Genomic DNA, 25,423 nt, shown 5'->3' on the forward strand with positions numbered 1-25,423 from the left:
ATAAAACGTTTGATTGAACGCGCAAGGCTCATGCACTCTTGCGCGCCTCGACTGTCTCGCCTGGGAATCTTCCGCTCATGAGTCGTCTGTCTTCCTATTCGCGCGAGCAATTGCTCGCCAGCGCACGCGGCGAGTTGTTCGGCGCCGACGCCGGGCGCCTGCCCAACGACCCGATGCTGATGTTCGACCGCATCGTCGCCATCGACGAGACCGGCGGCGCGCACGGCAAGGGCGTGATCCGCGCCGAGCTGGATATCCGCCCGGACCTGTGGTTCTTCGGCTGCCATTTCATCGGCGACCCGGTGATGCCCGGCTGCCTGGGCCTGGATGCGATGTGGCAGCTGACCGGCTTCTTCCTGACCTGGCTGGGTGCGCCCGGCCGCGGCCGCGCGCTGGGCGTGGGCGAAGTGAAGTTCACCGGGCAGGTGCTGCCCAGCGCCAGGCAGGTGGTCTACGAGATCGACATCAGCCGGGTGATCAACCGCAAGCTGGTGATGGCGGTGGCCGACGGCCGCATGTCGGTGGACGGGCGCGAGATCTATACCGCCAAGGACATGCGCGTGGGCCTGTTCACGTCGACGGAGGCGTTCTGATGCGGCGCGTCGTCATTACCGGAATGGGCATCACGTCGTGCCTGGGCAACGATCTGGACAGCGTGGCGCGCGCCTTGCGCGAAGGTCAGTCCGGCATCCGCCACAACCCGCAGGCGGTCGACGCTGGCCTGCGCAGCCAGGTCGGCGGCGATGTGCAGCTGGACCTGGACGCGGCGATCGACCGCAAGCTCAAGCGCTTCATGGGCGATGCCTCGGCCTACGCCTACCTGGCGCTGCGCGATGCGCTGGCCGATGCCGGCCTGGACGAGGCGGCGATCAGCGATCCGCGGATCGGCCTGATCGCCGGCTCCGGCGGCGGCTCCAGCCACTGGCAGGTGGAAGCGGCGGACCTGCTGCGCAACCGCGGCGTGCGCAAGGTCGGCCCGTACATGGTGCCGCGCACGATGTGCTCGGCGGTGTCGGCCAGCCTGGCTACCGCGTTCAAGATCAAGGGCGTGAGCTACTCGCTGTCGGCCGCGTGCGCGACCTCGGCGCACTGCATCGGCGCGGCGGCGGACCTGATCCGCCACGGCCAGCAGGACGTGATGTTCGCCGGCGGCGGCGAAGAACTGGACTGGACCATGAGCCTGATGTTCGACGCGATGGGCGCGCTGTCCACCGGCTTCAACGACACGCCGGCAGTGGCGTCGCGGCCCTACGACGCCGCGCGCGACGGCTTCGTCATCGCCGGCGGCGGCGGCATGCTGGTGCTGGAGGACTACGACCACGCGGTGGCGCGCGGTGCGCGCATCCATGCCGAACTGGTCGGCTACGGCGTGACCTCCGACGGCGCCGACATGGTGGCCCCGTCCGGCGAAGGCGCGGTGCGCTGCATGCGCATGGCGCTGCAGGGCGTGGACGCGCCGATCGACTATCTCAACACCCACGGCACCTCGACGCCGCTGGGCGATGTCACCGAGCTGGATGCGGTGCGCGCGGTGTTCGGCGATGCGGTGCCGCCGCTGTCCTCGACCAAGGCGCTGTCCGGGCATTCGCTGGGCGCGGCCAGCGTACACGAGGCGATCTACTGCTTGCTGATGCTGCGCGACGGCTTCATCGCCGGCTCGGCCAACATCGACACGCTGGATCCGCGTGCCGAGGGCTTCCCGATCGTGCGCGAAAGCCGCGACGCGGACTTGCGCACGGTGATGTCCAACAGCTTCGGCTTCGGCGGCACCAACGCCGCGCTGGTGTTTGCCAAGGCCTGAGCCCGGCCAAACGCGCACGCTGCCAGCAGCGGCAGCGTGCCGCGCGTCAACGCTCCAGTTGCCTGACGTCGCGACGCCCGGCGTCGTGGTCCTTGTGCGCTTCAGGCTTGGCCGGTGGCGGTGGCGGCGGTGGCGGTGGAGGCGGTAGAGGAGGCGGTGGCGAAGTCGGCTTCGGCGAATGCCGCTCGACCCATTGGATCGTCGCCGGCGACGGCGGCCAGGACGGCGATGCCGACGGCGCGGACGCAGGCGGCGGCACGGGCATCAGTCCCATCGATTCGCGCTGGCGGCGGTCGTCGTCCTGGCGTTGCAACTCCTTCGCCAGTTCCTTGTTGTAGCGGGGATTGAGCGCGTCCGGCGGCGGGATCTGGTACATCCGCTCGCCGGGCGGCGTCCATTGCGGCGTGGCGCTCACCGCCTCGGACGCGGACGCAGGCGACGGCGGCGTCCGCCATTGCGGCGCCAACTGACGCTGCAACGGGGCCGGAATCTGCGCTGGGCCGGCCGCGGTCGCGGTGCTTTCCAGCGATCGATAGCGCGCGCGTTCGCGCGCCCACGGCTGACCGCGATAGTGCGTGTCCCAGTAACGATCCAGCGCAAAGCCGACCGTGGGCACGCCCAGCGACGCGCCAGGCGCGACGCCCTGCCCCTGCTCATGAAAGTCGATTGCACCCGCCGCAGCCAGCCGCGTTTCTCGCGCCAGCTGACATCGCACCAGGCCCAGTCGCGGGTGCAGCCATGCACCTGCAACGCGTCGTCGGTGGCCGGCGTGGCCACGCGCGGATATTCCGGTGCCGGGCTGGCGCCGATGCGCACCGTGCCGCTGCCGTCCTGCGCCAATGCCGGCGCGGCCATGCTCAACAACAACGGCGTCCACCACCCTGCTCGCTTCATGCGGTCCTCCTTGTGCAGTGCGGCAGTGTCCTGCGCCGCGATTGCGGCGGCGAAGATCGCCGTACCGCTGTGCTTTGTTCTAGCACAGGGGATTGGGGATTGGGGATTGGGGATTGGGGGCGGCAGCGTGCTGTGCGGAGCCGAATCATTGGCAAGCGATTTTCTGTAGGAGCGGCTTCAGCCGCGAGGGGGGGGGGGCCCCCCCCCCCCCCCCGCCCCCCCCCCCGCCCCGCTCCTACAACAAAGCCAGAAACACTGGAAATGTCATGCACTCGCGAAAATCACAAATCCCCTATCCCGAATCCCCGCTTACCCCGCCATGCCGCTGTGCCGCAGCAGCGCCTCCAGCTCCGGCGCACGGCCGCGGAAGGCGGTGAAGTTCTCCAGCGCCGGGCGGCTGCCGCCGCGCGAGAGGATCTCGCGCAGGAAGCGCGCGCCGGTGTTCGCCAACTGGTCCGGCGCTTCCTCGAAGGCGGCATAGGCGTCGGCGCTGAGCACCTCGGCCCACTTGTAGCTGTAGTAGCCGGCCGCATAGCCGCCGGCGAAGATGTGGTTGAACTGGTGCGGGAAGCGATTCCAGGCCGGCGGGCGGTTCACCGCCACGGCGTCGCGCACGCGCTCGAGCAGTTGCAGCACGCTGTCGGACTGCGCATCGAAGCTGTGGTGCAATTGCATGTCGAACAGCGCGAATTCGAGCTGGCGCACGGTGAACATGCCGCTCTGGTAGTTCTTCGCCGCCAGCATCTTGTCGAACAGCGCGCGCGGCAGCGGCTGTCCGCTGTCCACGTGCGCGGTCATCGCCTGCAGGCGCGGCCATTCCCAGCAGAAGTTCTCCATGAACTGGCTGGGCAGTTCCACCGCGTCCCATTCCACGCCGTTGATGCCGGCCACGCCCAGTTCGCCGACCTGGGTCAGCAACTGGTGCAGGCCGTGGCCCATCTCGTGGAACAGGGTGGTGACCTCGTTGTGGGTGAAGGTGGCCGGCTTGCCGTCGCTGCCGCGGCCGAAGTTGCACACCAGGTACACCAGCGGGGTCTGCACGCCGTCGGCGCGTTCGCGACGGTTGCGGCAATCGTCCATCCAGGCGCCGCCGCGCTTGCCTTCGCGTGCGTACAGATCCAGGTAGAACTGACCGACCAGGCGCCCCTGCGCGTCGCTGAGGCGGAAGAAGCGCACGTCCGGATGCCACACCGGCGCGCTGTCGGCCTCCACGCGCAGGCCGTACAGGTCGTGGATCAGGCCGAACAGGCCGTCCAGCACCTTGGGCTCGGTGAAGTAGCGCTTCACCTCCTGCTCGGAGAAGCTGTAGCGCGCCTGCTTCAGCTTTTCGCTGACGTAGGACAGGTCCCAGGCTTCCAGCGTGTCCAGGCCCAGGTGCTCGCGCGCGAACGCCTCCAGTTCGGCGCGGTCGCGCTGCGCGTAGGGCTTGGCGCGTGCGGCCAGGTCGTGCAGGAACTCCAGCACCTGCGTCGGATCCTGCGCCATCTTCGTCGCCAGCGAATACTCGGCGTAGCTGGCGAAACCGAGCAGGGCCGCCAGTTCGCCACGCAGGGCGAGGATGCGGCCGATCGCGGCGCTGTTGTCCAGCGCCGCATCGCCGAACTCCGAGGCGCGGATCGCGTTTGCGCGGTACAGCGTCTCGCGCAGCGCGCGGTCCTCGGCGTACATCTGCACCGGCAGGTAGCACGGCATCTGCAGGGTCAGCTTCCAGCCCGCCTGGCCGTCGCGTTCGGCCGCCGCACGCGCGGCGGCGACGCTGTCCTCGGGCAGGCCGGCCAGGCGCGCCGGGTCGTCGATCAGCAGCGACCACGCGTCGGTGGCGTCGAGCACGTTCTGCGAGAACTTGGCCGACAGCGCCGACAGTTCTTCCTGGATCGCGGCGAAGCGCTGCTTGTCGGCCTCGCCCAGCTCGGCGCCGCCCAGGCGGAAATCGCGCAGCGCGTTGTCCAGCACCTTGCGCTGCGCCGGCGTCAGCGTGGCCGCCTCCGGCGAGTGCGCCAGCGTGCGGTACTGCACGAACAGCGCCAGGTTCTGCCCCAGCGCGCTGGAGAAGCGCGTCACCTTGGGCAGGTTGGCGTTGTAGGCCTCGCGCAGCGCCGGCGTGTTGACCACCGCCTGCAGGTGGCCCACCTGGCCCCAGGCGCGCCACAGGCGCTCGGTGGCATCGTCCAGCGGCGCCACGAAGCTGTCCCAACGCACCGGCGCCACCGTCTCGGCGGCGGCCACGGCGGCTTCGGCCTGCGCCAGCAGCGTGTCGATCGCCGGGCCGATGTGCTCGGGCTGGATCGCATCGAAGCGCGGCAGGCCGGAAAAATCGAGCAGGGGATTGGTCATCGCGGAAGTCTCGGTCACGGAAGGAAGGCCGGCGGCGCCGGTCATGGCAGTGAGATGGCGGTCAGTCCAGCGCGGCACAAGGCAGCGGCGGCAAGCCGGCGCCGGCCACCGCCGCGGCCAGCTGCGCATCGGCCTGCTCCACGTCGATGCCCTGCTCGGCGTACCACTGCGGCCGGTAGTAGCTGTGCACGTAGCGCTCGCCGCTGTCGCACAGGATGGTGACGATGGCGCCGCTGCGGCCCTGCTCGCGCATGCGCGTGGCCGCCTGCAGCACGCCGACGAAGTTGGTGCCGGTGGAACCGCCCACGCGCCGGCCCAGGCGCGCGCTGACGTAGCGCATCGCCGCCAGGCTCAGCGCGTCGGGCACCTTGACCATCGCATCGACGCAGCTGGGGATGAAGCTCGGCTCCACCCGCGGCCGGCCGATGCCTTCGATGCGCGAGCCGCCGGTGCTTTCCAGGCCGGCGTAGTCGCGCCCGGCCAGCGCCTCGCGGTAGCCGTCGAAGAACAGCGACACCTCAGGATCCGCGCACAGGATGCGGGTGGGATGGCGCCGGTAGCGCACGTAGCGGCCGAGCGTGGCCGCGGTGCCGCCGGTGCCGGGGCTGCACACGATCCAGGCCGGGATCGGATGCGGCTCCTCCTGCATCTGCCGGAAGATCGACTCGGCGATGTTGTTGTTGGCGCGCCAGTCGGTGGCGCGTTCGGCGTACAGGAACTGGTCCATGAAGTGACCACCGGTCTCGCGCGCCAGTTGCACCGAATCGGCGTGCAGGTCGCAGGCGCGCCCGACCAGGTGGCAGCGTCCGCCCTGGAACTCGATCGCGGCGATCTTCTCCGGCGAGGTGGTGGCCGGGATCACCGCGATGAACGGCAGCCCCAGCAGGCGTGCGAAGTACGCTTCGGAGACCGCGGTGGAGCCGCTGGAGGCCTCGATCACCGGGCGCCCCTCGCGCAGCCAGCCGTTGGCCAGCGCGTACAGGAACAGCGAGCGTGCCAGGCGGTGCTTGAGGCTGCCGGTGGGATGGCTGGACTCGTCCTTGAAGTACAGGTCGATGCCGGGGAAACCGGGCAGGTCCAGCGGGATCAGGTGGGTATCGGCCGAGCGGTTGAAGTCGGCTTCGATCTTCTGGATGGCGGCGGCCACCCAAGCGCGATGGGTCATGGCGATGCGGGAGCGGAGAAACTGCGCCCACGATACACGCCCGGCCGCGCGCCCGGGCCATGCGCGGCAGCGGCCGCCACGCCGGCATTCACCCGGGGTGGCGCGGCGCCGGGGCGGCGCTCAGCCGGCGACCACGCTGAAGCCGGCGTCGGCGATCGCCTGCTCCAGCGCGGCCACGTCGATGCGCGCGGGGTCGTAGTCGATGCCGACGCGCCCGCCTTCCAGCACCACCGTGCTGGCGGTCACGCCCGGGCAGGCGTCCAGCACCCGCTGCAGCCGCGCGCTGCAGCCGCCGCAGGTCATGCCGTGGACCAGAAGATCGAGATGGTGCATGTCAGGCTCCAGGGTCAAGAAGTCGAATCCGCACTCATTGCGGGCGCCAGCGGTTCAGCAGCAAGGCATTGCCCAGCACCGAGACCGAACTCAGCGCCATCGCCGCGCCGGCGATCACCGGGTTGAGCAAGCCGAACGCGGCCAGCGGGATGCCCAGGCCGTTGAAGACGAAGGCGAAGAACAGGTTCTGGCGGATCTTGCGCACCGTCGCCGCGGACAGGTCGATGGCGGCGGCGACGCCGGCCAGGTCGCCGTGCATCAGCACCACGTCGGCCGCCTCGATGGCGATGTCCGAGCCGCTGCCGATGGCGAAACTGACGTCGGCCGCGGCCAGCGCCGGGGCATCGTTGATGCCGTCGCCGACCATGCCCACGTGCGCGCCCGGCACGGCCTGCAACTGGCGTACATGCGCGGCCTTGTCCTGCGGCAGCACCTCGGCCTGCACCTGCGCGATGCCGAGCCGCGCGGCCACCGCCTGGGCCGCGTGGCGGTTGTCGCCGCTGAGCATGGTCACCGCGATGCCGCGCGCCTGCAGCAACGCCACCGCCTCGGCGGCATCCTCGCGCAGCGGGTCGGCGATGGCGATGTAGCCGGTCACCGCGCCATCCATCGCCACCCCGACCACGCTGTGGCCCTGCGCCTGTGCCGCCTCAGCCTGGCGGCGCAGCGCCGGGTCGGCCGGCGCGGCGACCAGGCCATCGAGCCACGCCAGCGCGCCCAGCGCGACCTCGCGCCCGTCCACGCGGCCGCGCACGCCCTGCCCCGGCAGCGTCTGCACCGCCTCGGCCGACGGCGCCGGCGCGGCCGCGCGCACGCCCAGGTCGGCCGCGCGCTGCACGATGGCGCGCGCCAGCGGATGCGCCGACCCGGTCTCCAGCGCCGCGGCCAGGCGCAACAGCGGCGCGGCCTCGGCCTCGTCGGCGACCAGCACCGCGGTCACCTGCGGCTGGCCCAGGGTCAGCGTGCCGGTCTTGTCGACCACCAGCGCGGTCAGCGCGCGGGCGCGTTCCAGCACCTCGGCGTCGCGGATCAGGATGCCGGCGCGCGCGCCGACGCCGGTGCCGACCATGATCGCGGTCGGCGTGGCCAGGCCCAGCGCGCACGGGCAGGCGATCACCAGCACCGCCACCGCGTGCACCAGGGCGTCGGCGAAGCTGCCGCCCAGCGCCCAGGTCGCGCCCAGGGTGAGCGCGGCGATGGCCAGCACCGCCGGCACGAACACCGCAGCGATGCGATCGACCAGGCGCTGGATCGGCGCGCGCGAGCCTTGCGCGGCATCGACCATGCGCACGATCTGCGCCAGCAGGGTGTCCGCGCCGACGCCGGTGGCGCGCGCGCGCAGCAGGCCGAGCTGGTTGACCGTCGCGGCGTGCAGGCGGCTGCCCGGCGCCTTGGCCACCGGCATGGCCTCGCCGGAGAGCATGGCCTCGTCCACGCTGGAGTGGCCCTCGAGCACCTCGCCGTCCACCGGCACGCGCTCGCCGGCGGCCACCACGAACACGTCGCCGACCGCCAGTTCCGCTGCGTCCACCTCCACGATGGCGCCGTCGCGCTCGACCCGTGCGGTGGTCGGCGCCAGGTCGAGCAGCGCGCGCACCGCCGCCGTGGTGCGGCGCTTGGCGCGGGCTTCGAGCAGGCGCCCGAGCAGCACCAGGGTGATGACGCTGGTGCTGGCCTCGAAGTACACGTGCTGGCCGTGCAGTCCGGCCACGGTGACCACGGCGCTGTACAGATAGGCCATACCGGTGCCCAGCGCGACCAGTACATCCATGTTGGCGCTGCCGTTGCGCAGTGCGCGGTAGCCGGCGCGGTAGAAGCGCGCGCCGATCCAGCACTGCACCGGCGTCGCCAGCAGCAGCTGCAGCCAGCGCGGCAGCGGCTCGGCGTGCGCGCCGCGCAGGGCGTCGCCATCCAGCATGCCGAGCATCTGACCCCAAAACGGCAGGGTCAGCAGCACCGCCGCCGCGAACAGGCCCAGCTCGCGCCGCCAGGCGCGCCGCTCGCTGCGCTCGCGCTCGGCCAGCTGCGCCGGATCCATGGTCTCGACGACGCGTGCGCCGAACCCGGCGCGCGCGATCCGCGCGATCAGGTCCGCGGGCGCGACCGCACCGGGCACGATCTCCACCCGCGCCTTGGCCGAAGCCAGGTTGGCGTGGCCGGCGAGCACACCCGGGGTCTTCGCCAGCACGGCGTCGATCGCCGCCACGCAGGAGGCGCAGTGCAGGCCGCTGAGCTCCAGCGTCACGGTCTGGGTGGGCACGCGGTAGCCGGCCTGCTGGATGCGCTGCAGCAGCGTCGGCAGATCCACCTGCTGCGGGTCGTAGTCGACCTGCACGCGCGCGCCGGCGTAGCTGGCCTGCGCCGCCACGCCGGGCAGGCGCGCGAGCGCCTTCTCCACGCCGGCCGCGCAGGCAGCGCAGGTCATGCCCTGCACCGGCAAGGTCAGCGAGGCGGTGGTCCGGTCCGTGCTCATCGCGGCGGGTCGCCGGCGGCATCGCCGCGGATGTCGCCCAGGATCGGGCAGGCGTCCGGCGCACCGCGGCCGGGGCACTCCTCGACCAGCGTCGCCAGGGTGTCGCGCATCTCGGTCAATTCGGCAATGCGCCGGTCCAGCGCCTGCAGGCGCGCGCTGGCGCGCTGCTTGATGCCCTCCACGCCATGCACGCGGTCGTCCTGCAGCGCCAGCAACTCGCCGATCTCCTCCAGCGAGAAGCCCAACTCCTTGGCGCGGCGGATGAAGCGCACCCGCTGCACCGCCGCGGCGTCGTACTCGCGGTAGCCGGAGGCGCGGCGCGGCGCAGGCGGCAGCAGCCCCTGGCGCTCGTAGTAGCGCACGGTATCGATGGCGACATCGGCCTGGCGGGCGAGCGCGCCGATGGTGAAGCGGGCGGTGGCGGGGTCGGATCGCATGCGCACACCCTACTCCCTGGAGTCGGGTCCAGAGTCAAGCCTTGCCGCATGGCGGTCGCTTGCCGCGCACGCCGGCTTCGGTATCCTCTTGTTCCTTCTGCCGCCACGTCCTGCCTGTCCGTGCCGACCTTCGCTGTCCTGCTGCGCCTGCTGCTGTGCCTGAGCCTGCTGCTCAACGGCACTGCGGCCGCCATGGCGATGCCGGGCATGGCAGCGCACGGCACCGCGACGCACGAAGCGGCTGCCACGGTCGCCAGCGCCGCGCCGGCGCATGCGGCGATGCCCTGCCACGACGCACCGCCACCGCCGCCGGCGGATCGCGGCGAGCACTGTCACGACCATGCCGGCAAGCACGGCGGCTGCGGCGGCATGGCCGGCTGCCAATGCCCGCACGCGCAGCCGCTGCCGGCCCTGCTGGCGATGCCGCTGGCGCTGCCGCGCTTGCCCCGCACCCTGATTGCCGCCGCTCCCCAGGCCGCGCACGGCGCGCCCGGCCTGCCGCGGCTGGAACGCCCTCCCAGCGCCTGAGCGCGCGCGGCCGCCTGTTGGGCGGTCTTCCGGCGGCAGCGCACAGGCGCTGCCGCGTCCGTGCCTACAGCGCCCATCGGCGCTGCGTGGCGCATCGCATCCGCTTACGGACATCGCACATGAACCCATCTTCTTCCGGCCTGCCGGCGCTGCCGTCGCGGCGCCGCTTCGTCACCGGGCTGGCGCTGGGCGCCGCCGCTGGCCTCACCGGGCTGCCGCTGCGCAGCGCCCACGCCAGCGCGCTCGCCCGCAACGGCGCCGCGCCCTACGTGCTGCACGGCACCGACCTGGACCTGAGCATCGGCAGTACGCGGGTCAACTTCACCGGGCGCGAGCGCCCCGCCATCGCCGTCAACGGCAGCGTGCCGGCACCGCTCCTGCGCTGGCGCGAAGGCGACACCGTGACCATCCGCGTGGCCAACCGCCTGCCCGGCCACACCCAGACCTCGGTGCACTGGCACGGCCTGCTGCTGCCGGCCAACATGGATGGCGTGCCGGGCATGAGCTTCGATGGCATCTATCCAGGCGAGACCTACCAGTACCGCTTCGCCCTGCGCCAGTCCGGCACCTACTGGTACCACAGCCATTCGCTGCACCAGGAGCAGGCCGGGCTGTACGGCGCCATCGTGATCGACCCGCGCGAGCCGCCGCCGTACCGCTACGACCGCGAGCACGTGCTGTTGCTGTCGGACTGGACCGATCTGGATCCGGCGGCGCTGTTCCGGCGGCTGAAGCAGATGCCGTCCTACGACAACCTGTACCAACGTACCGTCGGCGATTTCCTGCGCGACGCGCGCGAAGACGGGCTGCGCGCCACCCTCGCCGACCGTGGCATGTGGGGGCGCATGCGCATGACCCCGAGCGACCTGTCCGACGTCAACGGCAACACCTACACCTACCTGCTCAACGGCATGACCCCGGCCGGCAACTGGACCGGACTGTTCCGCCCTGGCGAGAAGGTGCTGCTGCGCTTCATCAACGCCTCCAGCATGAGCTACTTCGACGTGCGCATCCCCGGGCTGAAGATGACCGTGGTCGCCGCCGACGGCCAGTACGTGCATCCGGTGAGCGTGGACGAGTTCCGCATCGCCGCGGCCGAGACCTTTGATGTGCTGGTCGAACCCAGCGGCCAGGACGCCTACACGGTGTTCGCCCAGGACATGGGCCGCACCGGCCACGCGCGCGGCACCCTGGCCGTGCGCGATGGGCTGCAGGCGCCGGTGCCGGCGAACGACCCGCGCCCGCTGCTGCGCATGCAGGACATGGGCCATGCGATGGCCGGGCACGCCGGCATGGAGCACGGCGCCGGCAAGGCCATGCATGGCATGGAGGGCGGCTGCGGGGCGAACATGCACATGGCCGGCATGTCGGCCATGGACCACGCCGCGCACGCGGCTGCACCAGCCCCTGCGCATCCGCGCAGCGAACGCGGCAATCCCCTGGTGGACATGCAGTCCTCCGCTACTGCGCCGCGGCTGGACGACCCTGGCATCGGCCTGCGCGACAATGGCCGCCGCGTGCTGACCTATGCCGACCTGCACAGCCTGTTCGAGGACCCGGACGGACGCGAGCCGGGGCGCGAGATCCAGCTGCACCTGACCGGCAACATGGAGAAGTTCGCCTGGTCGTTCGACGGCATTCCCTTCGCCGGCGCCGAACCGCTGCGGCTCAACTACGGCGAGCGCCTGCGCATCGTGCTGGTCAACGACACGATGATGCAGCACCCGATCCACCTGCACGGCATGTGGAGCGACGTGGAGGATGCCGCCGGCCGCTTCCAGGTGCGCAAGCACACCGTGGACATGCCACCGGGCACGCGCCGCAGCTACCGCGTGCGCGCCGACGCGCTGGGCCGCTGGGCCTACCATTGCCACCTGCTCTACCACATGGACGGCGGCATGATGCGCGAAGTGCGGGTGGACGCATGAGCCGCTTCCGTCTCGCTCCGCTCGCCCAGGCGACAGGCCTGGCGTTGCTGTTGGCGCATGCCGTCGCGCAGGCACAGCATGTCCATGCTGCCGACGCAGCTGCCGCGCGCTGCGCCTGCCCTGCGTCCGCTGCCGCCGTGCCCATGGCCGACGCGGCGGCAGCGCAGCCCGACACGGCAATGCAGGGCGCCATGGACCATGCAGCCATGGGCCATGCCGCGCACGCGCCAATCATGCACGGCGCGTCTGCCACGCAGACCACGGCAGAACACGCCGACGCCATGTCGCACGCGCACATGGATCACGCCACGATCGACCACACGGCCGCGCCGGCATCGCAGGTCGATCACAGCCAGCGCGCGCATCACGCGCACGACGGCACGGATCACGATGGCATGGACCATACGACGCCCATCGCGCCTGCCGCGACCGCGAGCGCGTGTCAGTGTCCAGCGAGTGCCGACACGCCGCTGCCGCGCGAGCCGATCCCGCCGATCACCGCCGCCGACCGTGCGGCGGCGTTCCCGGTGCTGCGCGACCACGGCATGGCGCACGGCGCGGCGCGCACCGGCTACCTGCTGGTCGATCGCCTGGAAGGCTGGGACAACGCACACGGCAGCGGCCAGGCCTGGGAGGCGCGCGGCTGGTACGGCGGCGACATCGACCGGCTGTGGCTGCGCAGCGACGGCGAACGCGAGGGCGGCCGCACCACGGCATCCTCGCTGGAACTGGCCTATGGCCGCGCGATCTCGCCGTGGTGGGACGTGCTGATCGGCGGCAGACAGGCGTTCGCGCCCGGCAGCGCGCGGACCTCGGCCGCATTCGGCGTGCAGGGCATGGCGCCGTACAAGTTCGAAGTCTCGGCGATGCTGTACGTCGGCGCAGGTGGCCATGCCAGCCTGCACCTGGAAGGCGAATACGACGTGCTGCTGACCAATCGCCTGATCCTGCAGCCACGGCTGGAGGCCGAACTGGCCGCGCACGACGATCCGGCGCATCGCACCGGCAGCGGCCTGACCACCGTGGAAGGCGGGTTGCGCCTGCGCTACGAGGTCACGCGCCGGTTCGCGCCGTACGTCGGCGTGGAGCACGTGCGCAGCTTCGGCGACACCGCCGACCTGCGCCGTGGCGACGGCGAAGCGGCACGCGAGACGCGCTGGGTCGCGGGCCTGCGGTTCTGGTTCTGACGGTTCTGGTGTCGAGCTGCGGGCACGCGGCGAACAGCGGCGCAAGGAGGCGCCGCCGTAGCGAAACGCGGCATCGCCGCTAGAGCGGCGCTCGCGATGCGGCGGTTGCATATGCACCCATCTCCACCACCCAGGCACAGCGAGCGACGACGTGCCGTTGTAGGAGCGGCTTCAGCCGCGACCGGCGTTACCGGGAATGCCCGTCGCGGCTGAAGCCGCTCCTACGAGATGCGGCGCTGGGCTATGGCGAAGCGCATCCGCCGCCGCTCACGCGTGCAGCGCCGCCTGCAATGCCTCCACTTCGTGCCGTGGCGGGCGCAGCGCGCCCAGCGTGCGGACCAGTTCCCGGTAGCTGCGCGCGAGTTGCCCGAACAGGCTGGCGTCGCTGTCGCGGGTCTCGGCGACTTCGGCGTAGGCGCCGCGGCCCAGGTCGATGAAGTAGTCCACGCTGACCCGGCGCCGTGCCGCCACGCCGGGGAACAGCCCGGCGATCAACAGGCAGCCGTCGCCGACCTCGCGCAACGCGTCGGCGCGCGCACGCCCGACCTGCTCCTGCGCATGCAGCCAGGCCAGCGCCTGGATGCGCGCCAGCAACTGCGCGTCGCGCTGGTAGCGCAGCAGCACGAACACCAGGTAGTGCTCGCGCGATTCGTCCAGCGGCCGGCCCAGGCGCTGCCCGGCCTCGTGCACCAGCGCCTGCCACAGCTCGGCCGGCGCCCCCTGTCTGAAAGACTCGTACATGCGTCCTCCTGCGTGGTGGGAACCCTCGCAGGAAGCTTATGCATAACCCGGGCCACACTGCTGGCAATGTCCACGCACAAGTGCCAGCGTTCGCGGCGTGGTCGACGCCGCCATGCCGCGCTCGCGCATGTGCGCTGTGTGCCACCACGCGCAGCGCTCGGTGCCGGATCGCTCAGGACCTGCGGCGCTTGCCGACGTCGCCGGCCGAGGGCGCAGCGCCCTGCGCCAGGATGCCGGCGAGGATCAGGTCGATCCCGGCGACGAAATCCAGACGGTCGTCGTGCGTACGCAGCGCGGCGGCCATGCTGCGCACGAACGGATACGCGGCCGGATCGAGCCGTGCCCACATGCCCGCCATCGCGTCCAGTGCCTCGCTGCGGACAAGCCCCTGGGTCAGCGCCAACTGCGTGTTGGCCGCGTTCTGTCCGCTCACGCCGAGCATGTAGTTGAGCAGCGCGGACACCGCCGCCCATTGCGCGGTGTCGGCCACACCGAGCGCGCGCAACGGCTGGCCCAGGCCTTCGATGATGCGCACGATCGGCAACTGTCCCGGCGCCTGCCACAGCGCCGACCCGATCCAGGGATGCGCATCGATCGTGTCGAACATGGCCAGGGCCAGCGCGCGGATGGCGGCCTGCGGCGTGGCGCCGGCCGGTGGCGCCGGCAGGCTGCGCGCGATGACGGCGTCGCAGGCGGCGGTCAGCAGATCGCGCTTGTCGGCGATATGCCCGTAAAGGGCGCCCGGTCCGGTGGCGAGCCGCTCGGACAGCGCGCGGAAGGTCAGGCCGGCTTCGCCGTCGCGATCGAGCAGGGCGATCGCTGCGTCGACGATCTGCTCGCGCGACAAGGCGGCGTCACGGCGTGACGGGCTGGGGCGTGGCTTGGTCATGACCGATCTTGACACGGATGGAACGTCATTCCAAGATGATGGAACGACGTTCCATCATCGCGCGCCGCGTGCTTCGCTGCGCACGCCACTCCCCTCGAGGTCCCGGATGCACACTCCCATCGCGATCATCGGCGCCGGACTGGGCGGTCTCGCGCTCGCCCGCGTGCTGCACCTCCATGGCATCGCCGCAACGCTCTACGAAGCCGAGGCATCGGCCGAGGCGCGCCCGCAGGGTGGCCTGCTCGACATCCACACGTACAACGGGCAACTGGCGCTCAAGGACGCCGGGCTGTACGCGCAGTTCCGCGCGCTGGTGTTGCCCGGCGCGGATGCGAAACGTGTCGTCGACGCGCACGGCACGCTGCTGGTCGAGCGGCCGGATATCGCCGCCGGCAGTCGGCCGGAGGTGGATCGCGGGCAGCTGCGCCGCCTGCTGCTGGACGCGCTTCCCGCTGGCGCGGTGCGCTGGGGCCACAAGCTCGCCGGCGTGTCGCCGCTCGGCGAGGGGCGGCATCGGCTGCGCTTCGGCAATGGCACCACGGTGACCACCGATCTGCTGGTGGGTGCGGACGGCGCCTGGTCGAAGGTACGGCCCTTGCTGTCCGCTGCGGTGCCCGCCTACAGCGGCATCACCTTCGTCGAGACCTGCCTGTTGGACGCCGACACCCGGCATCCGGCCAGCGCGCACCTGGTCGGCGGCGGCACGCTGATGGCGGTCGCACCGGGCAAGGGCGTGCTCGTGCACCGCCATGCCGACGGCATGTTGCAGGCCTATGTGGCGCTGGTCAGGCCGGAGGCATGGTTCGACGGCGTCGACGTCGCCGTGCCGGCGCGCGCGATGGCGCGCATCGCCGCGGAGTTCGCCGGCTGGGCGCCGGCGCTGACCGCGTTGATCACCGCCAGCGACACGGCGCCGGTGCTGCGTCCGATGCACGCCTTGCCGGTCGAGCATCGCTGGGAACGCGTCCCCGGCGTGACCCTGCTCGGCGACGCGGCGCACCTGATGTCGCCGTTCGCCGGCGAAGGCGCCAATCTCGCGCTCTACGATGGCGCCGAGCTGGGCAAGGCCATCGCCGCGCATCCCGGCGCGATCAACGCCGCGCTGGCCATGTACGAAGCCGAGCTGTTCGCGCGCAGCGCGCCGTTCGCCCGCGAATCGCAACGCAACCTCGCCCTGTTCTTCGACGACACCGCGCCGCAGAGCCTGGTCGATTTCTTCAACGGCATCGCCACCTAGCCCGCCGCGACAGCCCGGACGGCGCCACGCCGCTAGGCGTGCGCATCGCACCGCCGTCGCGATGCGCGCACGCCCACCATCGCTGGCGGCCGGACGTAACTCGCCGCGCTTATTCCACCGTCACCGACTTGGCCAGATTGCGCGGCTTGTCCACGTCGGTGCCGCGCGCCAGCGCGGTGTGGTAGGCCAGCAACTGCACCGGCACGGTGTGCAGCACCGGGCTGAGCACGCCGGCGTGGCGCGGCGTGCGGATCACGTGCACGCCCTCGGATGCGTTGAAGTTGCTGTCCTGGTCGGCGAACACGAACAGCTCGCCGCCGCGCGCGCGCACTTCCTGCATGTTGGATTTCACCTTCTCCAGCAGGGTGTCGTTGGGCGCGATCACCACCACCGGCATGTTGGCGTCGACCAGCGCCAGCGGGCCGTGCTTGAGCTCGCCGGCCGGGTAGCCCTCGGCGTGGATGTAGGTGATTTCCTTGAGCTTGAGCGCGCCCTCCAGGGCGATCGGATAGTGCAGGCCGCGGCCCAGGAACAGCGCATTGTGCTTGTCGGCGAAGCGCTCGGCCCACACCGCGATCTGCGGCTCCAGGTTGAGCACGTGCTGCACGCTGCCGGGCAGGTAGCGCAGTTGTTCCAGGTACTCGGCCTCCTGCTCGGCGCTCAGCCGCCCGCGGCGCTTGGCCAGCACGCAGGTGAGCTGGAACAGCGCCGCCAGTTGGGTGGTGAAGGCCTTGGTCGAGGCCACGCCGACCTCGGCGCCGGCGCGGGTGTACAGCACCATCGCGCTGGCGCGCGGGATCGCGCTCTCGGGCACGTTGCAGATCGACAGGGTCTTGGCATGGCCCAGCGCCTTGGCGTACTTGAGCGCCTCCATCGTGTCCAGGGTTTCGCCGGACTGGGAGATGGTGACGATCAACTGCCGCGGGTTGGCACAGGCATCGCGATAGCGGTACTCGCTGGCGATCTCCACGCTGCACGGCAGCCCGGCGATGCCCTCGATCCAGTAGCGCGCGGTCAGGCCGGCGTAGTAGCTGGTGCCGCAGGCCAGGATCTGCACGCCGTCCACGTCGGCCAGCAACGCCTCGGCCTTGCTGCCGAACAGCGCGGTGTCGAAGCCGCCGGCGTCGAACAGCGCCTCCAGCGTGTCGGCCAGCGCACGCGGCTGCTCGTGGATCTCCTTCTGCATGAAGTGGCGATACGGCCCCAGTTCCAGCGAGGCCAGCGACACGTCGGAGACGTGCGGCTCGCGCTGCACCGGCTGGTCCTGCGCGTCGTACACCTGCACGCCGTCGCGGCGCAGTTCAGCGGTATCGCCTTCTTCCAGGAAGATCACCCGGCGCGTGGCCTGGATCACCGCCGAGACGTCGGAAGCGATGAAGTTCTCGCCCTCGCCCAGGCCGATCAGCAGCGGGCAGCCCATGCGCGCGCACACCAGCAGGTCCGGGCGCGACTTGCTGACCGCGGCCACGGCATAGGCGCCGGTCAGTTCCTTCACGGCGGCCTGCAGCGCGCCGAGCAGGTCGCGGCCCTGGTCGATGTAGTGGTGGATCAGGTGGGCGATGACCTCGGTATCGGTCTGCGATTCGAACACGTAGCCGAGTGCGGTCAGGCGCTCGCGCTGCTGCTCGTGGTTCTCGATGATGCCGTTGTGGACCAGGGCCAGGTCGCCGTGGCTGACGTGCGGGTGCGCATTGGCCTCGGTGACGCCGCCGTGGGTGGCCCAGCGGGTGTGGCCGATACCCAGCGGCGCGTGCAGGCCCTCGGCCTGCGCCGCGCTTTCGGTCTCGGCCACGCGGCCGGTACGGCGCACGCGGCGCACCTGGCCGTCGGCGATGGCGGCGATGCCGGCCGAGTCGTAGCCCCGGTATTCCAGGCGTTTCAGGCCTTCGATCAGGACCGGAACCACATCGCGATCCGCGATCGCACCGACGATACCGCACATAGCCACGCCCTTCCCGAAAAGTCCGCCATTCTAGCCAAGTCCGCTGAATGTCTCGCCGCTGTCCGCTGCCGGACACAGGGCGAGTCACCCATTCCCGAGTATGCCGCGTTGGGTCTGGCAGGCTCGGGGGTTGGTGACACGCCCTAGTGTCCGCGAACGTGTCCGCGGACACCCGGACACCTGTCCGTGTCGCGCACACCCATGCAATTCAATGACTTGCAGTTGGCACGCATCGTGCGATGGAGTTCCCATCCTCACCGCTGCGACCGTCCGATGATCCGTGACACCTCCGCCCAGGACCAGGTTCTCGCCCGCCCCCGCTCCGCCGCCTGGCGCCGCTGGCTGTGGCCCGGGGCGATCGCCGCGCTGGTGCTGCTGGGCATCGCCTTCGCCGCGCGCGGCTGGATCGCCGGCAGCCGCTCGTTCGACGCGCAGCGCGTGCGCATCGCCACGGTGACCCGCGGCGACCTGGTCCGCGACATCTCCGCCGACGGCCGCCTGATCGCCGCCAACAGCCCCACCCTGTACGCCATCTCCGGCGGCACGGTGACCCTGAAGGTGGTCGCCGGCGACGTGGTCAAGCAGGGCCAGGAACTGGCCGAGATCGACAGCCCCGAGCTGCGCAGCAAGCTGGCCCAGGAAGAGGCCACCCTGGCCGGCCTGGAGGCGGAGGCCGGCCGCGCCGACCTGGACGCCGGCCTGGCCCGCGCCACCGCCAGCAAGCTGATCGACCAGGCGCAGATCGAGCGGCAGGCCGCCAGCCGCGACCTGGAGCGCTACCAGCGCGGCTACGAAGGCGGCGCGGTGCCGGCGGTGGAGCTGGCAAAGGCCCAGGACACGCTGAAGAAGGCCGACATCGCGATGAACCATGCGCAGAAGGATTCCGGCCTGCAGGCGCAGGGCGCAGCGCTGGACGCGCGCAACAAGCGCCTGCTCGCCGAGCGCCAGCGCGCGGTGGTGGCCGAGGTGCAGCGCCAGGTCGACCTGCTGACCCTGCGCTCGCCGTTCGACGGCCAGGTCGGCCAGGTGCAGGTGTCGCAGCACACCAACGTCGCCGCCAACGCGCCGGTGCTGAGCGTGGTGGACCTGTCCAAGTTCGAACTGGAGATCAAGGTGCCGGAGAGCTTCGCCCGCGACCTGGCGATCGGCATGCCGGCGCAGTTGACCAGCGGTGCCGGCGAACCGTTCGCCGGTGCGATCTCGGCGGTGTCGCCGGAAGTGGTCAACGGCGAGGTCAACGCGCGCATCCGCTTCACCGACAAGCAACCGCCGGGCCTGCGCCAGAGCCAGCGCATGAGCGCGCGGGTGCTGCTGGATACCCGCAAGAACGTGCTCAAGCTCGAGCGCGGTCCGTTCGTCGAACAGTCCGGCGGCCGCTACGCCTACGTCATGGACGGCGACTCGGCGGTGCGTCGCCCGGTCGAACTCGGCGTCACCAGCCTGGGCGAGGTCGAAGTGCGCTCGGGCCTGCAGCCGGGCGACCGGGTGGTCGTCTCCGGCAGCGATCTGTTCGGCGACGCACCGCAGGTCACGGTGCATTGAAGGCCGGGATTGGGGAGTCGGGATTGGGGATTCGCAAGCCCTCCCGTTCTCCTTTCCCGACTGCTGTTGACGAATCCCGACATCCCCAATCCCCAATCCCCGCTCCACCACCACAGGAACTCACGCCATGCTCGAAATGCGCTCCGTCTCCAAGGTCTTCCGCACCGAACAGGTCGAGACGCATGCGTTGCGCTCGCTGGACCTGCATGTCCGCGAGGGCGAGTTCGTCGCCGTCACCGGGCCGTCGGGTTCGGGCAAGACCACCTTCCTCAACATCGCCGGCTTGCTGGAGACCTTCACCAGCGGCCAGTACCTGCTCGACGGCCAGGACGTCAGCAACCTCAACGACGATGCGCGCTCGCGCATGCGCAACCAGAAGATCGGCTTCATCTTCCAGGGCTTCAACCTGATTCCCGACCTCAACCTGTTCGACAACGTCGACGTGCCGCTGCGCTACCGCGGCATGGGCGCGGCCGAGCGCAAGCAGCGCATCGAGGAGGCGCTGAGCCGGGTCGGGCTGGGCTCGCGCATGAAGCACTATCCGTCCGAACTGTCCGGCGGCCAGCAGCAGCGCGCGGCGATCGCACGCGCCCTGGCCGGCAGCCCGCGCCTGCTGCTGGCCGACGAACCGACCGGCAACCTCGACTCGCAGATGGCGCGCGGGGTGATGGAACTGCTGGAGGAGATCAACGCGCAGGGCTCGACCATCGTCATGGTCACCCACGACCCGGAACTGGCCGCACGCGCCCAGCGCAACGTGCACATCGTCGACGGCCAGGCCACCGACCTGCAGCGCGACCCGGTGCTGGTGCACGGCACCGACGCCGCGGCCACGCGCTGACCGGCACGGCGACGGCGCGGAGACCGGCATGCTCGGCTACTACTTCCAGCAAGCGTGGCGCAGCCTGCGCCGCAGCCCGGTGCTCACCGCGCTGATGGTGCTGTCCATCGCCGTGGGCATCGGCGCGGCGATGACCACGCTGACGGTGATGCGGCTGCTGTCCGGCGATCCGTTGCCGGGACGCAGCCAGCAGATCTTCTTCGCGCAACTGGATCCGCGCCCCAGCAACGGCGCCAACCAGAAGCCGTACGACAAGCTCGACTACCCCTCGGCCATGGACCTGTGGAAGCGCGGGCGCGCCGATCGCCAGGCCATGGTCGCCGAGAGCCAGATCAAGGTGCACGCGGCGGACAGCGCCGCCCCGCCCTTCATGACCCAGTTGCTGATGACCCAGGCCGACTTCTTCCCGATGTTCCAGGTGCCGTTCGCCTACGGCAGCGGCTGGCGCGCGCGCGAGGACGAGGACCGGGCGCGGGTGGCGGTGATCTCGGCCGACCTCAACGCCAAGCTGTTCGGCGGACGCAACAGCGTCGGCCGCACGCTGCTGGTGCGCGGCACTGCGGTACGCATCGTCGGCGTGCTGGCGCCGTGGCGGCCGTCGCCGCTGTTCTACACCCTGGCCGGCGGCAGCTTCGCCCATGGCGATACCGCCAGCTTCTATGGGCGGACACAGGACGTGTTCATGCCGCTGTCCAGCAGCCTGGAGGTCAACGACGGCCACATCCAGCCGTGGACCTGCTTCGGCAAGCCCGACACGAACATGGACCTGCGCAGCGCCCCATGCGTGTGGCTGCAATTGTGGGTGCAGCTGGACACGCCGGCGAAGGTCGCCGACTACCGCCGCCTCCTGGCCGACTACGCCGCGCAACAGCACGCCGCCGGGCGCATCGGCCGCGCCGACACTGCGCGCCTGCTGTCCCTGCCGCAATGGCTGGACCACAACCGCGTGGTGCCGGGCGACGTGCGCCTGCAGAGCTGGCTGGCGCTGGCGTTCCTCGGCCTGTGCCTGTTCAACAGCGTCGGCCTGCTGCTGGCCAAGTTCCTGCGCCGCGGCGGCGAGATCGGCGTGCGCCGCGCGCTGGGAGCGTCGCGCCGCGCGATCTTCGCGCAGTGCCTGACCGAGGCCAGCGTGATCGGCCTGGTCGGCGGCGCCGGTGGCTGGCTGCTGACCCTGCTGGGCCTGTGGAGCGTGCGCCAGCAGCCCACCGCCTACGCCGACCTGGCCCACCTGGACCTGACCACGTTCGCCGGCACCTTCGCCCTGGCGATCGCCTGCAGCCTGGCAGCCGGCCTGTTCCCCGCCCTGCGCGCCAGCCGTATCGCGCCAGCCATGCAACTCAAGAGTCTGTAATCGGGGCCCGCGACCATGCAGATCACGCCCATCCTCAGCGCGCTGTCGCGCCATCGCATTGCGGCCACGCTGATCGCGCTGGAAGTGGCGCTGGCCTGTGCGGTGCTGTGCAACGCCTTCTTCCTGATCGGCAACCGCCTGGACCTGGTGCACCTGCGCAGCGGCATCGACGAATCCGCGCTGGGCCTGGTGACGCTGTCCGGCTGCGACGGCTGCAACGATGCCGATGTCAGCGCCCGCGCGCTGGATGCGGTGCGGCGCACGCCCGGCGTGCGCGCGGCCGGCGCCATCAACACCGTTCCGTTCGCGCCGCCGGTGTTCAACAACGGGCTGTGCCTGGACCAGGACTGCACCCAGGTCGGCGGCGTGCCGCACTTCTACATGCTCAGCCCGGGCGCTGTCGCCGCGCTAGACCTGAAACCGGACAGCGGCCGCGCGTTCGCCGACGCGGACTACCAGCCGCTCGTCAACGGCGTCCCGCCCGCGGCCGGCGTGTGGATCACGCGGGCGCTGGCGACGCATCTGTGGCCGGGCCAGGACCCGCTGGGCAAGGAAGTCTGGGCCGGCGGCCATTTCCGCGTGATCGGCACGCTGGAGCACCTGGCGCGCCCCGACCCCGGCCGCAGCGAGGACGGTGTGATCGGCAGCGACTGGTCGGTGGTGATCCCGGTGCGCGAAGCCGCGCAGTCCGGCACCTACGTGCTGCGCGCCGATCCGCACGACCTGCCACGGGTGCTGGCACAGGCGCGCGCGGCAGTGGCGCGGGCGGTGCCCGAGGCGGTGCTGGACAACGACTACAGCCAACCGCTGGACGCGCTGCGCCAGACCTATTTCCAGAGCGACCGCGCGATGACCGGGCTGCTGGTCGCGATCATTGTCGCGATGCTGCTGGTGACCGCGCTGGGCATCGTCGGTCTGGCCAGCTTCTGGGTGCAGCAGCGCACCAAGCAGATCGGCATCCGCCGCGCGCTCGGCGCCACCCGCCGCGACATCCTGCGCTACTTCCAGACCGAGAACCTGCTGCTGGTCGGCGCCGGCGTGGCGCTGGGCATGCTGCTGGCCTATGGCGGCAACGTATTGCTGATGCACGTCTTCGAACTGGAGCGGCTGCCGGCCAGCTACCTGCCGGTCGGCGCGCTGCTGCTGTGCGCGCTGGGCCAATTCGCCGTGCTCGGCCCGGCCCTGCGCGCCGCCGCCGTCCCGCCCGCCACCGCCACCCGCAGCGCCTGACCGGAAGCCCGCATGTTCGCTTACTACCTCCGCCTGGCGCTGCGCAGCTTCGGCCGCAACCGCATCCTCACCGCGCTGATGGTGCTGGCCGTGGCGCTAGGCATCGGCGCGTCGATGACCATGCTGACGGTGCTGCATACGCTCTCCGGCGACCCGCTGCCCGGGCGCAGCGCCACGCTGTTCCATCCGCAACTGGATCCGCGTCCGCGCAACCTGCCCAGCGCCGACCCCGAGCCGCCGGACGAACTGACCTGGCAGGACGCGACCGCGCTGTATCGGGCGCAGGCGGCGCCGGCGCAGACCATGACCAGCGCGAACTGGCTGCCGGTGCGCCAGACCGTGCCCAACAGCCCGCTGCGCATGCTCACCACCCGCGCCGCCACGGCCGACCTGTTCGGCATGTTCGGCATGCGCTTCCTGTACGGCAGCGGCTGGAGCCGGCGCGACGACAGCCAGCGCGCGCCGGTGGTGGTGCTGAGCCGCAAGCTCAACGATGCGCTGTTCGGTGGCGCGGACAGCGTCGGCAAGACCCTGACCATCGCCACCCGCCCGTTCCGGGTGATCGGGGTGATCGACGCCTGGAATGCGCAGCCGCGCTTCTACGATCTCAACTCCGGCGCGTACACGCCGCCGGAGGAGCTGTACATGCCGTTCGAGACCTGGCTGGACCTGCCGCAGGACTACGGCTACGGGCCGATGCAGTGCTGGGGCAAGGACGGCGAGGCCGGCCTGCACGACCCCAAGGCCGCGCAATGCACCTGGGTGCAGTACTGGGTGCGGCTGGACACGCCGGAACAGGTGCAGCGCTACCGCGCGGCGCTGGAGGCCTACAGCGCGCAGCAGCGCCAGCTCGGCCGCTTCGAACGCGAACCCAACACCCGCCTGCGCAGCCTGGTCGACTGGCTGGACTACAAACGGGTGGTGCCGGCCACGGTGCGCATGCAGACCTGGATCGCCTTCGGCGTGCTGCTGGTGTGCCTGCTCAATGCGGTGGGCCTGCTGGTCGCCAAGTTCATGCGCAAGGCCGGCGAGATCGGTGTGCGCCGCGCACTCGGTGCCAGCCGCCGTGCGGTGTTCGCGCAATGCCTGGCCGAATCGGCGCTGATCGGCTGCCTGGGCGGCCTGCTCGGCATCCCGCTGACCTGGATCGGCCTGTGGCTGGTGCGCCAGCAACCGGTGGCATACGCGCAGCAAGCGCATGCCGATCCGACGATCCTGGGCATCGCCCTGGCCGTGGCCACGCTCTCGGCGCTGGCCGCCGGCCTGTGGCCGGCCTGGCGCGCCTCGCGCATCGCCCCCGCCCTGCAGGTGAAATCGCTATGACCGCGCTGCCTCCGCTACGCCCCATCCTGTCCGCACTGGGCAGCCATCGCGCCGCGGTGGTGCTGATGGCGCTGCAGATCGCGCTGACCCTGGCGGTGCTGTGCAACCTGGTGTTCATCATCGCCCGCACCTACCAGCGCGTGCAGACCCCGACCGGGGTGATGGAACAGGACATCGGCCTGATCCAGAGCATCAGCGTGGTCGGCGAGCCGGGCAGCGTCAGCAGCGTCGGCCGCAGCCTGGACCTGCTGCAGTCGGTGCCGGGCGTGGAAGCGGCGGCGTTCGGCACGCCGCCGCTGTGGGGCCCGACGCAGGCGCAGCTGTTCCTGCAGCCGCAGGCCACGCAACCGGTCGCCCGCGCCCGCCTGTTCCTCGGCAGCCAGGGCCTGAACCGCACCCTGGGCATCCGCATCGTCGCCGGCCGCGACCTGCGCGATGCGGAACTGACCGGCGCCTCGGACCTGTTCGGCGCGCCGCCGGAGATCGAGCGGCGCCTGCCGGCGCTGATCACGCCCTCGCTGGCCGCCAAACTGTTCCCCGGCGCGTCGCCGCTGGGGCGCACGCTCTACACCAGCACCTTCAACCAGCCGGTGCGCCTGGACATCGTCGGGGTGATGGCGCCGGTGCGCGGCGAGATCACCGGCCACGACGACGATGCCGATGCGCTGCTGGCCGAGATCCGCATCGGCAGCGAAGGCTGGGGCGGCGGTTACCTGATCCGCAGCAAGCCGGGGCAACTGGCGCAGGCGCTGCCGCGCGCGGCCGCGGCGATGCAGCGCGCCAACCCGACCTACGTGCAGCAGCGCGTGAGCACCATGCAGGAGTTGCGGACCGAGTACTTCAAGAGCGACAGCGCGGTGGCGCGGATGCTGCTGGCGATCATCCTGATCCTGCTCACCGTCACCGCGCTGGGCATCGGCGGGCTGGCCAGCTTCTGGGTGCAGCAGCGCACCCGGCAGATCGGCATCCGCCGTGCGCTCGGCGCCACCCGCGGCGACATCCTGCGCTACTTCCAGGCCGAGAACCTGCTCATCGTCGGCGCCGGCGCGCTGCTCGGTGCGGTGCTCGCCTACGTCATGAACCAATGGCTGATGCAGCGCTTCGAACTGGAGCGGCTGTCTTCGCCGACCGTGCTCACCGGCATCGTCGCGGTGTGGCTGCTCGGCCAGCTCGCCGTCCTCGGCCCGGCCCTGCGCGCCGCCGCCGTCCCGCCCGCCACCGCCACCCGCAGCGCCTGACCCCGGAGC

Annotated in this window: 21 protein-coding genes; 12 read left to right on the top strand and 9 right to left on the bottom strand. The window is 71.2% G+C overall.

Features of this window, described 5'->3' with window-relative positions:
• Positions 1-77: 77 nt before the first annotated feature.
• Both fabA and fabB read left to right on the top strand, forming a co-directional pair.
• A complete protein-coding gene (gene fabA, locus PG878_RS18050; protein ID WP_209032519.1) occupies positions 78-593 on the top strand; it encodes a 3-hydroxyacyl-[acyl-carrier-protein] dehydratase FabA in 516 nt (171 codons plus the stop codon).
• Entirely contained in the window at positions 593-1,801 is a 1,209-nt protein-coding gene (fabB, locus tag PG878_RS18055; protein WP_209032518.1) for a beta-ketoacyl-ACP synthase I, read from the top strand. The genes fabA and fabB overlap by 1 nt, the downstream gene beginning before the upstream one ends.
• 46 nt (positions 1,802-1,847) lie before the next feature.
• Here fabB and PG878_RS18060 read toward each other — a convergent pair whose 3' ends face one another.
• The 6 genes from PG878_RS18060 to PG878_RS18085 form a co-directional block, all read right to left on the bottom strand.
• Positions 1,848-2,678 (bottom strand): hypothetical protein, encoded by an 831-nt coding sequence (locus tag PG878_RS18060; RefSeq protein WP_244672744.1) that lies wholly within the window; start codon positions 2,676-2,678, stop codon positions 1,848-1,850.
• Between the two features lie 326 nt (positions 2,679-3,004).
• A complete protein-coding gene (locus PG878_RS18065) occupies positions 3,005-5,029 on the bottom strand; it encodes a M3 family metallopeptidase (protein ID WP_209032517.1) in 2,025 nt (674 codons plus the stop codon).
• Between the two features lie 61 nt (positions 5,030-5,090).
• Entirely contained in the window at positions 5,091-6,194 is a 1,104-nt protein-coding gene (locus PG878_RS18070) for a PLP-dependent cysteine synthase family protein (RefSeq protein WP_010343816.1), read from the bottom strand.
• Positions 6,195-6,314: 120 nt separating this feature from the next.
• Positions 6,315-6,527, bottom strand: coding sequence for a heavy-metal-associated domain-containing protein (locus tag PG878_RS18075; protein WP_209032516.1), 213 nt, complete (start codon positions 6,525-6,527; stop codon positions 6,315-6,317).
• 34 nt (positions 6,528-6,561) lie between these two features.
• A complete protein-coding gene (locus PG878_RS18080; protein WP_209032515.1) occupies positions 6,562-9,000 on the bottom strand; it encodes a heavy metal translocating P-type ATPase in 2,439 nt (812 codons plus the stop codon).
• On the bottom strand, positions 8,997-9,437 hold the full coding sequence (locus tag PG878_RS18085) for a heavy metal-responsive transcriptional regulator (protein WP_209032514.1): 441 nt from the start codon (positions 9,435-9,437) through the stop codon (positions 8,997-8,999). Before PG878_RS18085 ends, PG878_RS18080 begins: the two co-directional genes overlap by 4 nt.
• 120 nt (positions 9,438-9,557) lie before the next feature.
• On the opposite strand from PG878_RS18085, the gene PG878_RS18090 reads away from it, so the two are divergent.
• The 3 genes from PG878_RS18090 to PG878_RS18100 all read left to right on the top strand — a co-directional run bounded on the left by PG878_RS18090 (position 9,558) and on the right by PG878_RS18100 (position 13,080).
• Positions 9,558-9,965 carry a CopL family metal-binding regulatory protein gene (locus tag PG878_RS18090; protein WP_209032513.1) on the top strand — a complete coding sequence of 136 codons (408 nt, stop codon included), beginning with the start codon at positions 9,558-9,560 and terminating at the stop codon, positions 9,963-9,965.
• A 119-nt stretch (positions 9,966-10,084) separates the two neighbouring features.
• Positions 10,085-11,893, top strand: a complete 1,809-nt coding sequence (locus PG878_RS18095) for a copper resistance system multicopper oxidase (protein ID WP_209032512.1) — start codon at positions 10,085-10,087, stop codon at positions 11,891-11,893.
• Positions 11,890-13,080 (top strand): copper resistance protein B, encoded by a 1,191-nt coding sequence (locus PG878_RS18100; RefSeq protein WP_209032511.1) that lies wholly within the window; start codon positions 11,890-11,892, stop codon positions 13,078-13,080. The genes PG878_RS18095 and PG878_RS18100 overlap by 4 nt, the downstream gene beginning before the upstream one ends.
• Positions 13,081-13,347: 267 nt before the next feature.
• Here PG878_RS18100 and PG878_RS18105 read toward each other — a convergent pair whose 3' ends face one another.
• Together PG878_RS18105 and PG878_RS18110 are read right to left on the bottom strand one after the other, a co-directional pair.
• Entirely contained in the window at positions 13,348-13,821 is a 474-nt protein-coding gene (locus tag PG878_RS18105; RefSeq protein ID WP_209032510.1) for a hypothetical protein, read from the bottom strand.
• Positions 13,822-13,993: 172 nt separating this feature from the next.
• On the bottom strand, positions 13,994-14,710 hold the full coding sequence (locus PG878_RS18110; protein ID WP_209032509.1) for a TetR/AcrR family transcriptional regulator: 717 nt from the start codon (positions 14,708-14,710) through the stop codon (positions 13,994-13,996).
• On the opposite strand from PG878_RS18110, the gene PG878_RS18115 reads away from it, so the two are divergent.
• The gene (locus PG878_RS18115) at positions 14,709-15,947 is read left to right on the top strand and encodes an FAD-dependent oxidoreductase (protein ID WP_311185985.1); all 1,239 of its coding nucleotides are present in this window, start codon (positions 14,709-14,711) and stop codon (positions 15,945-15,947) included. The two genes, PG878_RS18110 and PG878_RS18115, sit on opposite strands and share 2 nt — an antisense overlap.
• Positions 15,948-16,056: 109 nt before the next feature.
• Here PG878_RS18115 and glmS read toward each other — a convergent pair whose 3' ends face one another.
• Entirely contained in the window at positions 16,057-17,889 is a 1,833-nt protein-coding gene (glmS, locus tag PG878_RS18120) for a glutamine--fructose-6-phosphate transaminase (isomerizing) (protein WP_209032524.1), read from the bottom strand.
• Positions 17,890-18,162: 273 nt separating this feature from the next.
• On the opposite strand from glmS, the gene PG878_RS18125 reads away from it, so the two are divergent.
• From PG878_RS18125 to PG878_RS18150, 6 genes are all read left to right on the top strand, one after another.
• Positions 18,163-19,431 (top strand): efflux RND transporter periplasmic adaptor subunit, encoded by a 1,269-nt coding sequence (locus PG878_RS18125; protein ID WP_209032507.1) that lies wholly within the window; start codon positions 18,163-18,165, stop codon positions 19,429-19,431.
• Between the two features lie 127 nt (positions 19,432-19,558).
• Positions 19,559-20,272: an ABC transporter ATP-binding protein gene (locus tag PG878_RS18130; protein ID WP_209032506.1), complete on the top strand. Its 714-nt coding sequence runs from the start codon at positions 19,559-19,561 to the stop codon at positions 20,270-20,272.
• Positions 20,273-20,300: 28 nt separating this feature from the next.
• The gene (locus tag PG878_RS18135; RefSeq protein ID WP_209032505.1) at positions 20,301-21,623 is read left to right on the top strand and encodes an ABC transporter permease; all 1,323 of its coding nucleotides are present in this window, start codon (positions 20,301-20,303) and stop codon (positions 21,621-21,623) included.
• A gap of 15 nt (positions 21,624-21,638) precedes the next feature.
• Positions 21,639-22,853: an ABC transporter permease gene (locus PG878_RS18140; protein WP_209032504.1), complete on the top strand. Its 1,215-nt coding sequence runs from the start codon at positions 21,639-21,641 to the stop codon at positions 22,851-22,853.
• 12 nt (positions 22,854-22,865) lie between these two features.
• Complete coding sequence (locus PG878_RS18145; protein ID WP_209032503.1) at positions 22,866-24,176, top strand: ABC transporter permease; 1,311 nt, start codon at positions 22,866-22,868, stop codon at positions 24,174-24,176.
• A complete protein-coding gene (locus tag PG878_RS18150; protein WP_209032502.1) occupies positions 24,173-25,414 on the top strand; it encodes an ABC transporter permease in 1,242 nt (413 codons plus the stop codon). Before PG878_RS18145 ends, PG878_RS18150 begins: the two co-directional genes overlap by 4 nt.
• Positions 25,415-25,423: the final 9 nt, after the last annotated feature.

This window comes from Xanthomonas hawaiiensis, from assembly GCF_031834635.1.
Taxonomy (GTDB): Bacteria; Pseudomonadota; Gammaproteobacteria; order Xanthomonadales; family Xanthomonadaceae; genus Xanthomonas_A; species Xanthomonas_A sacchari.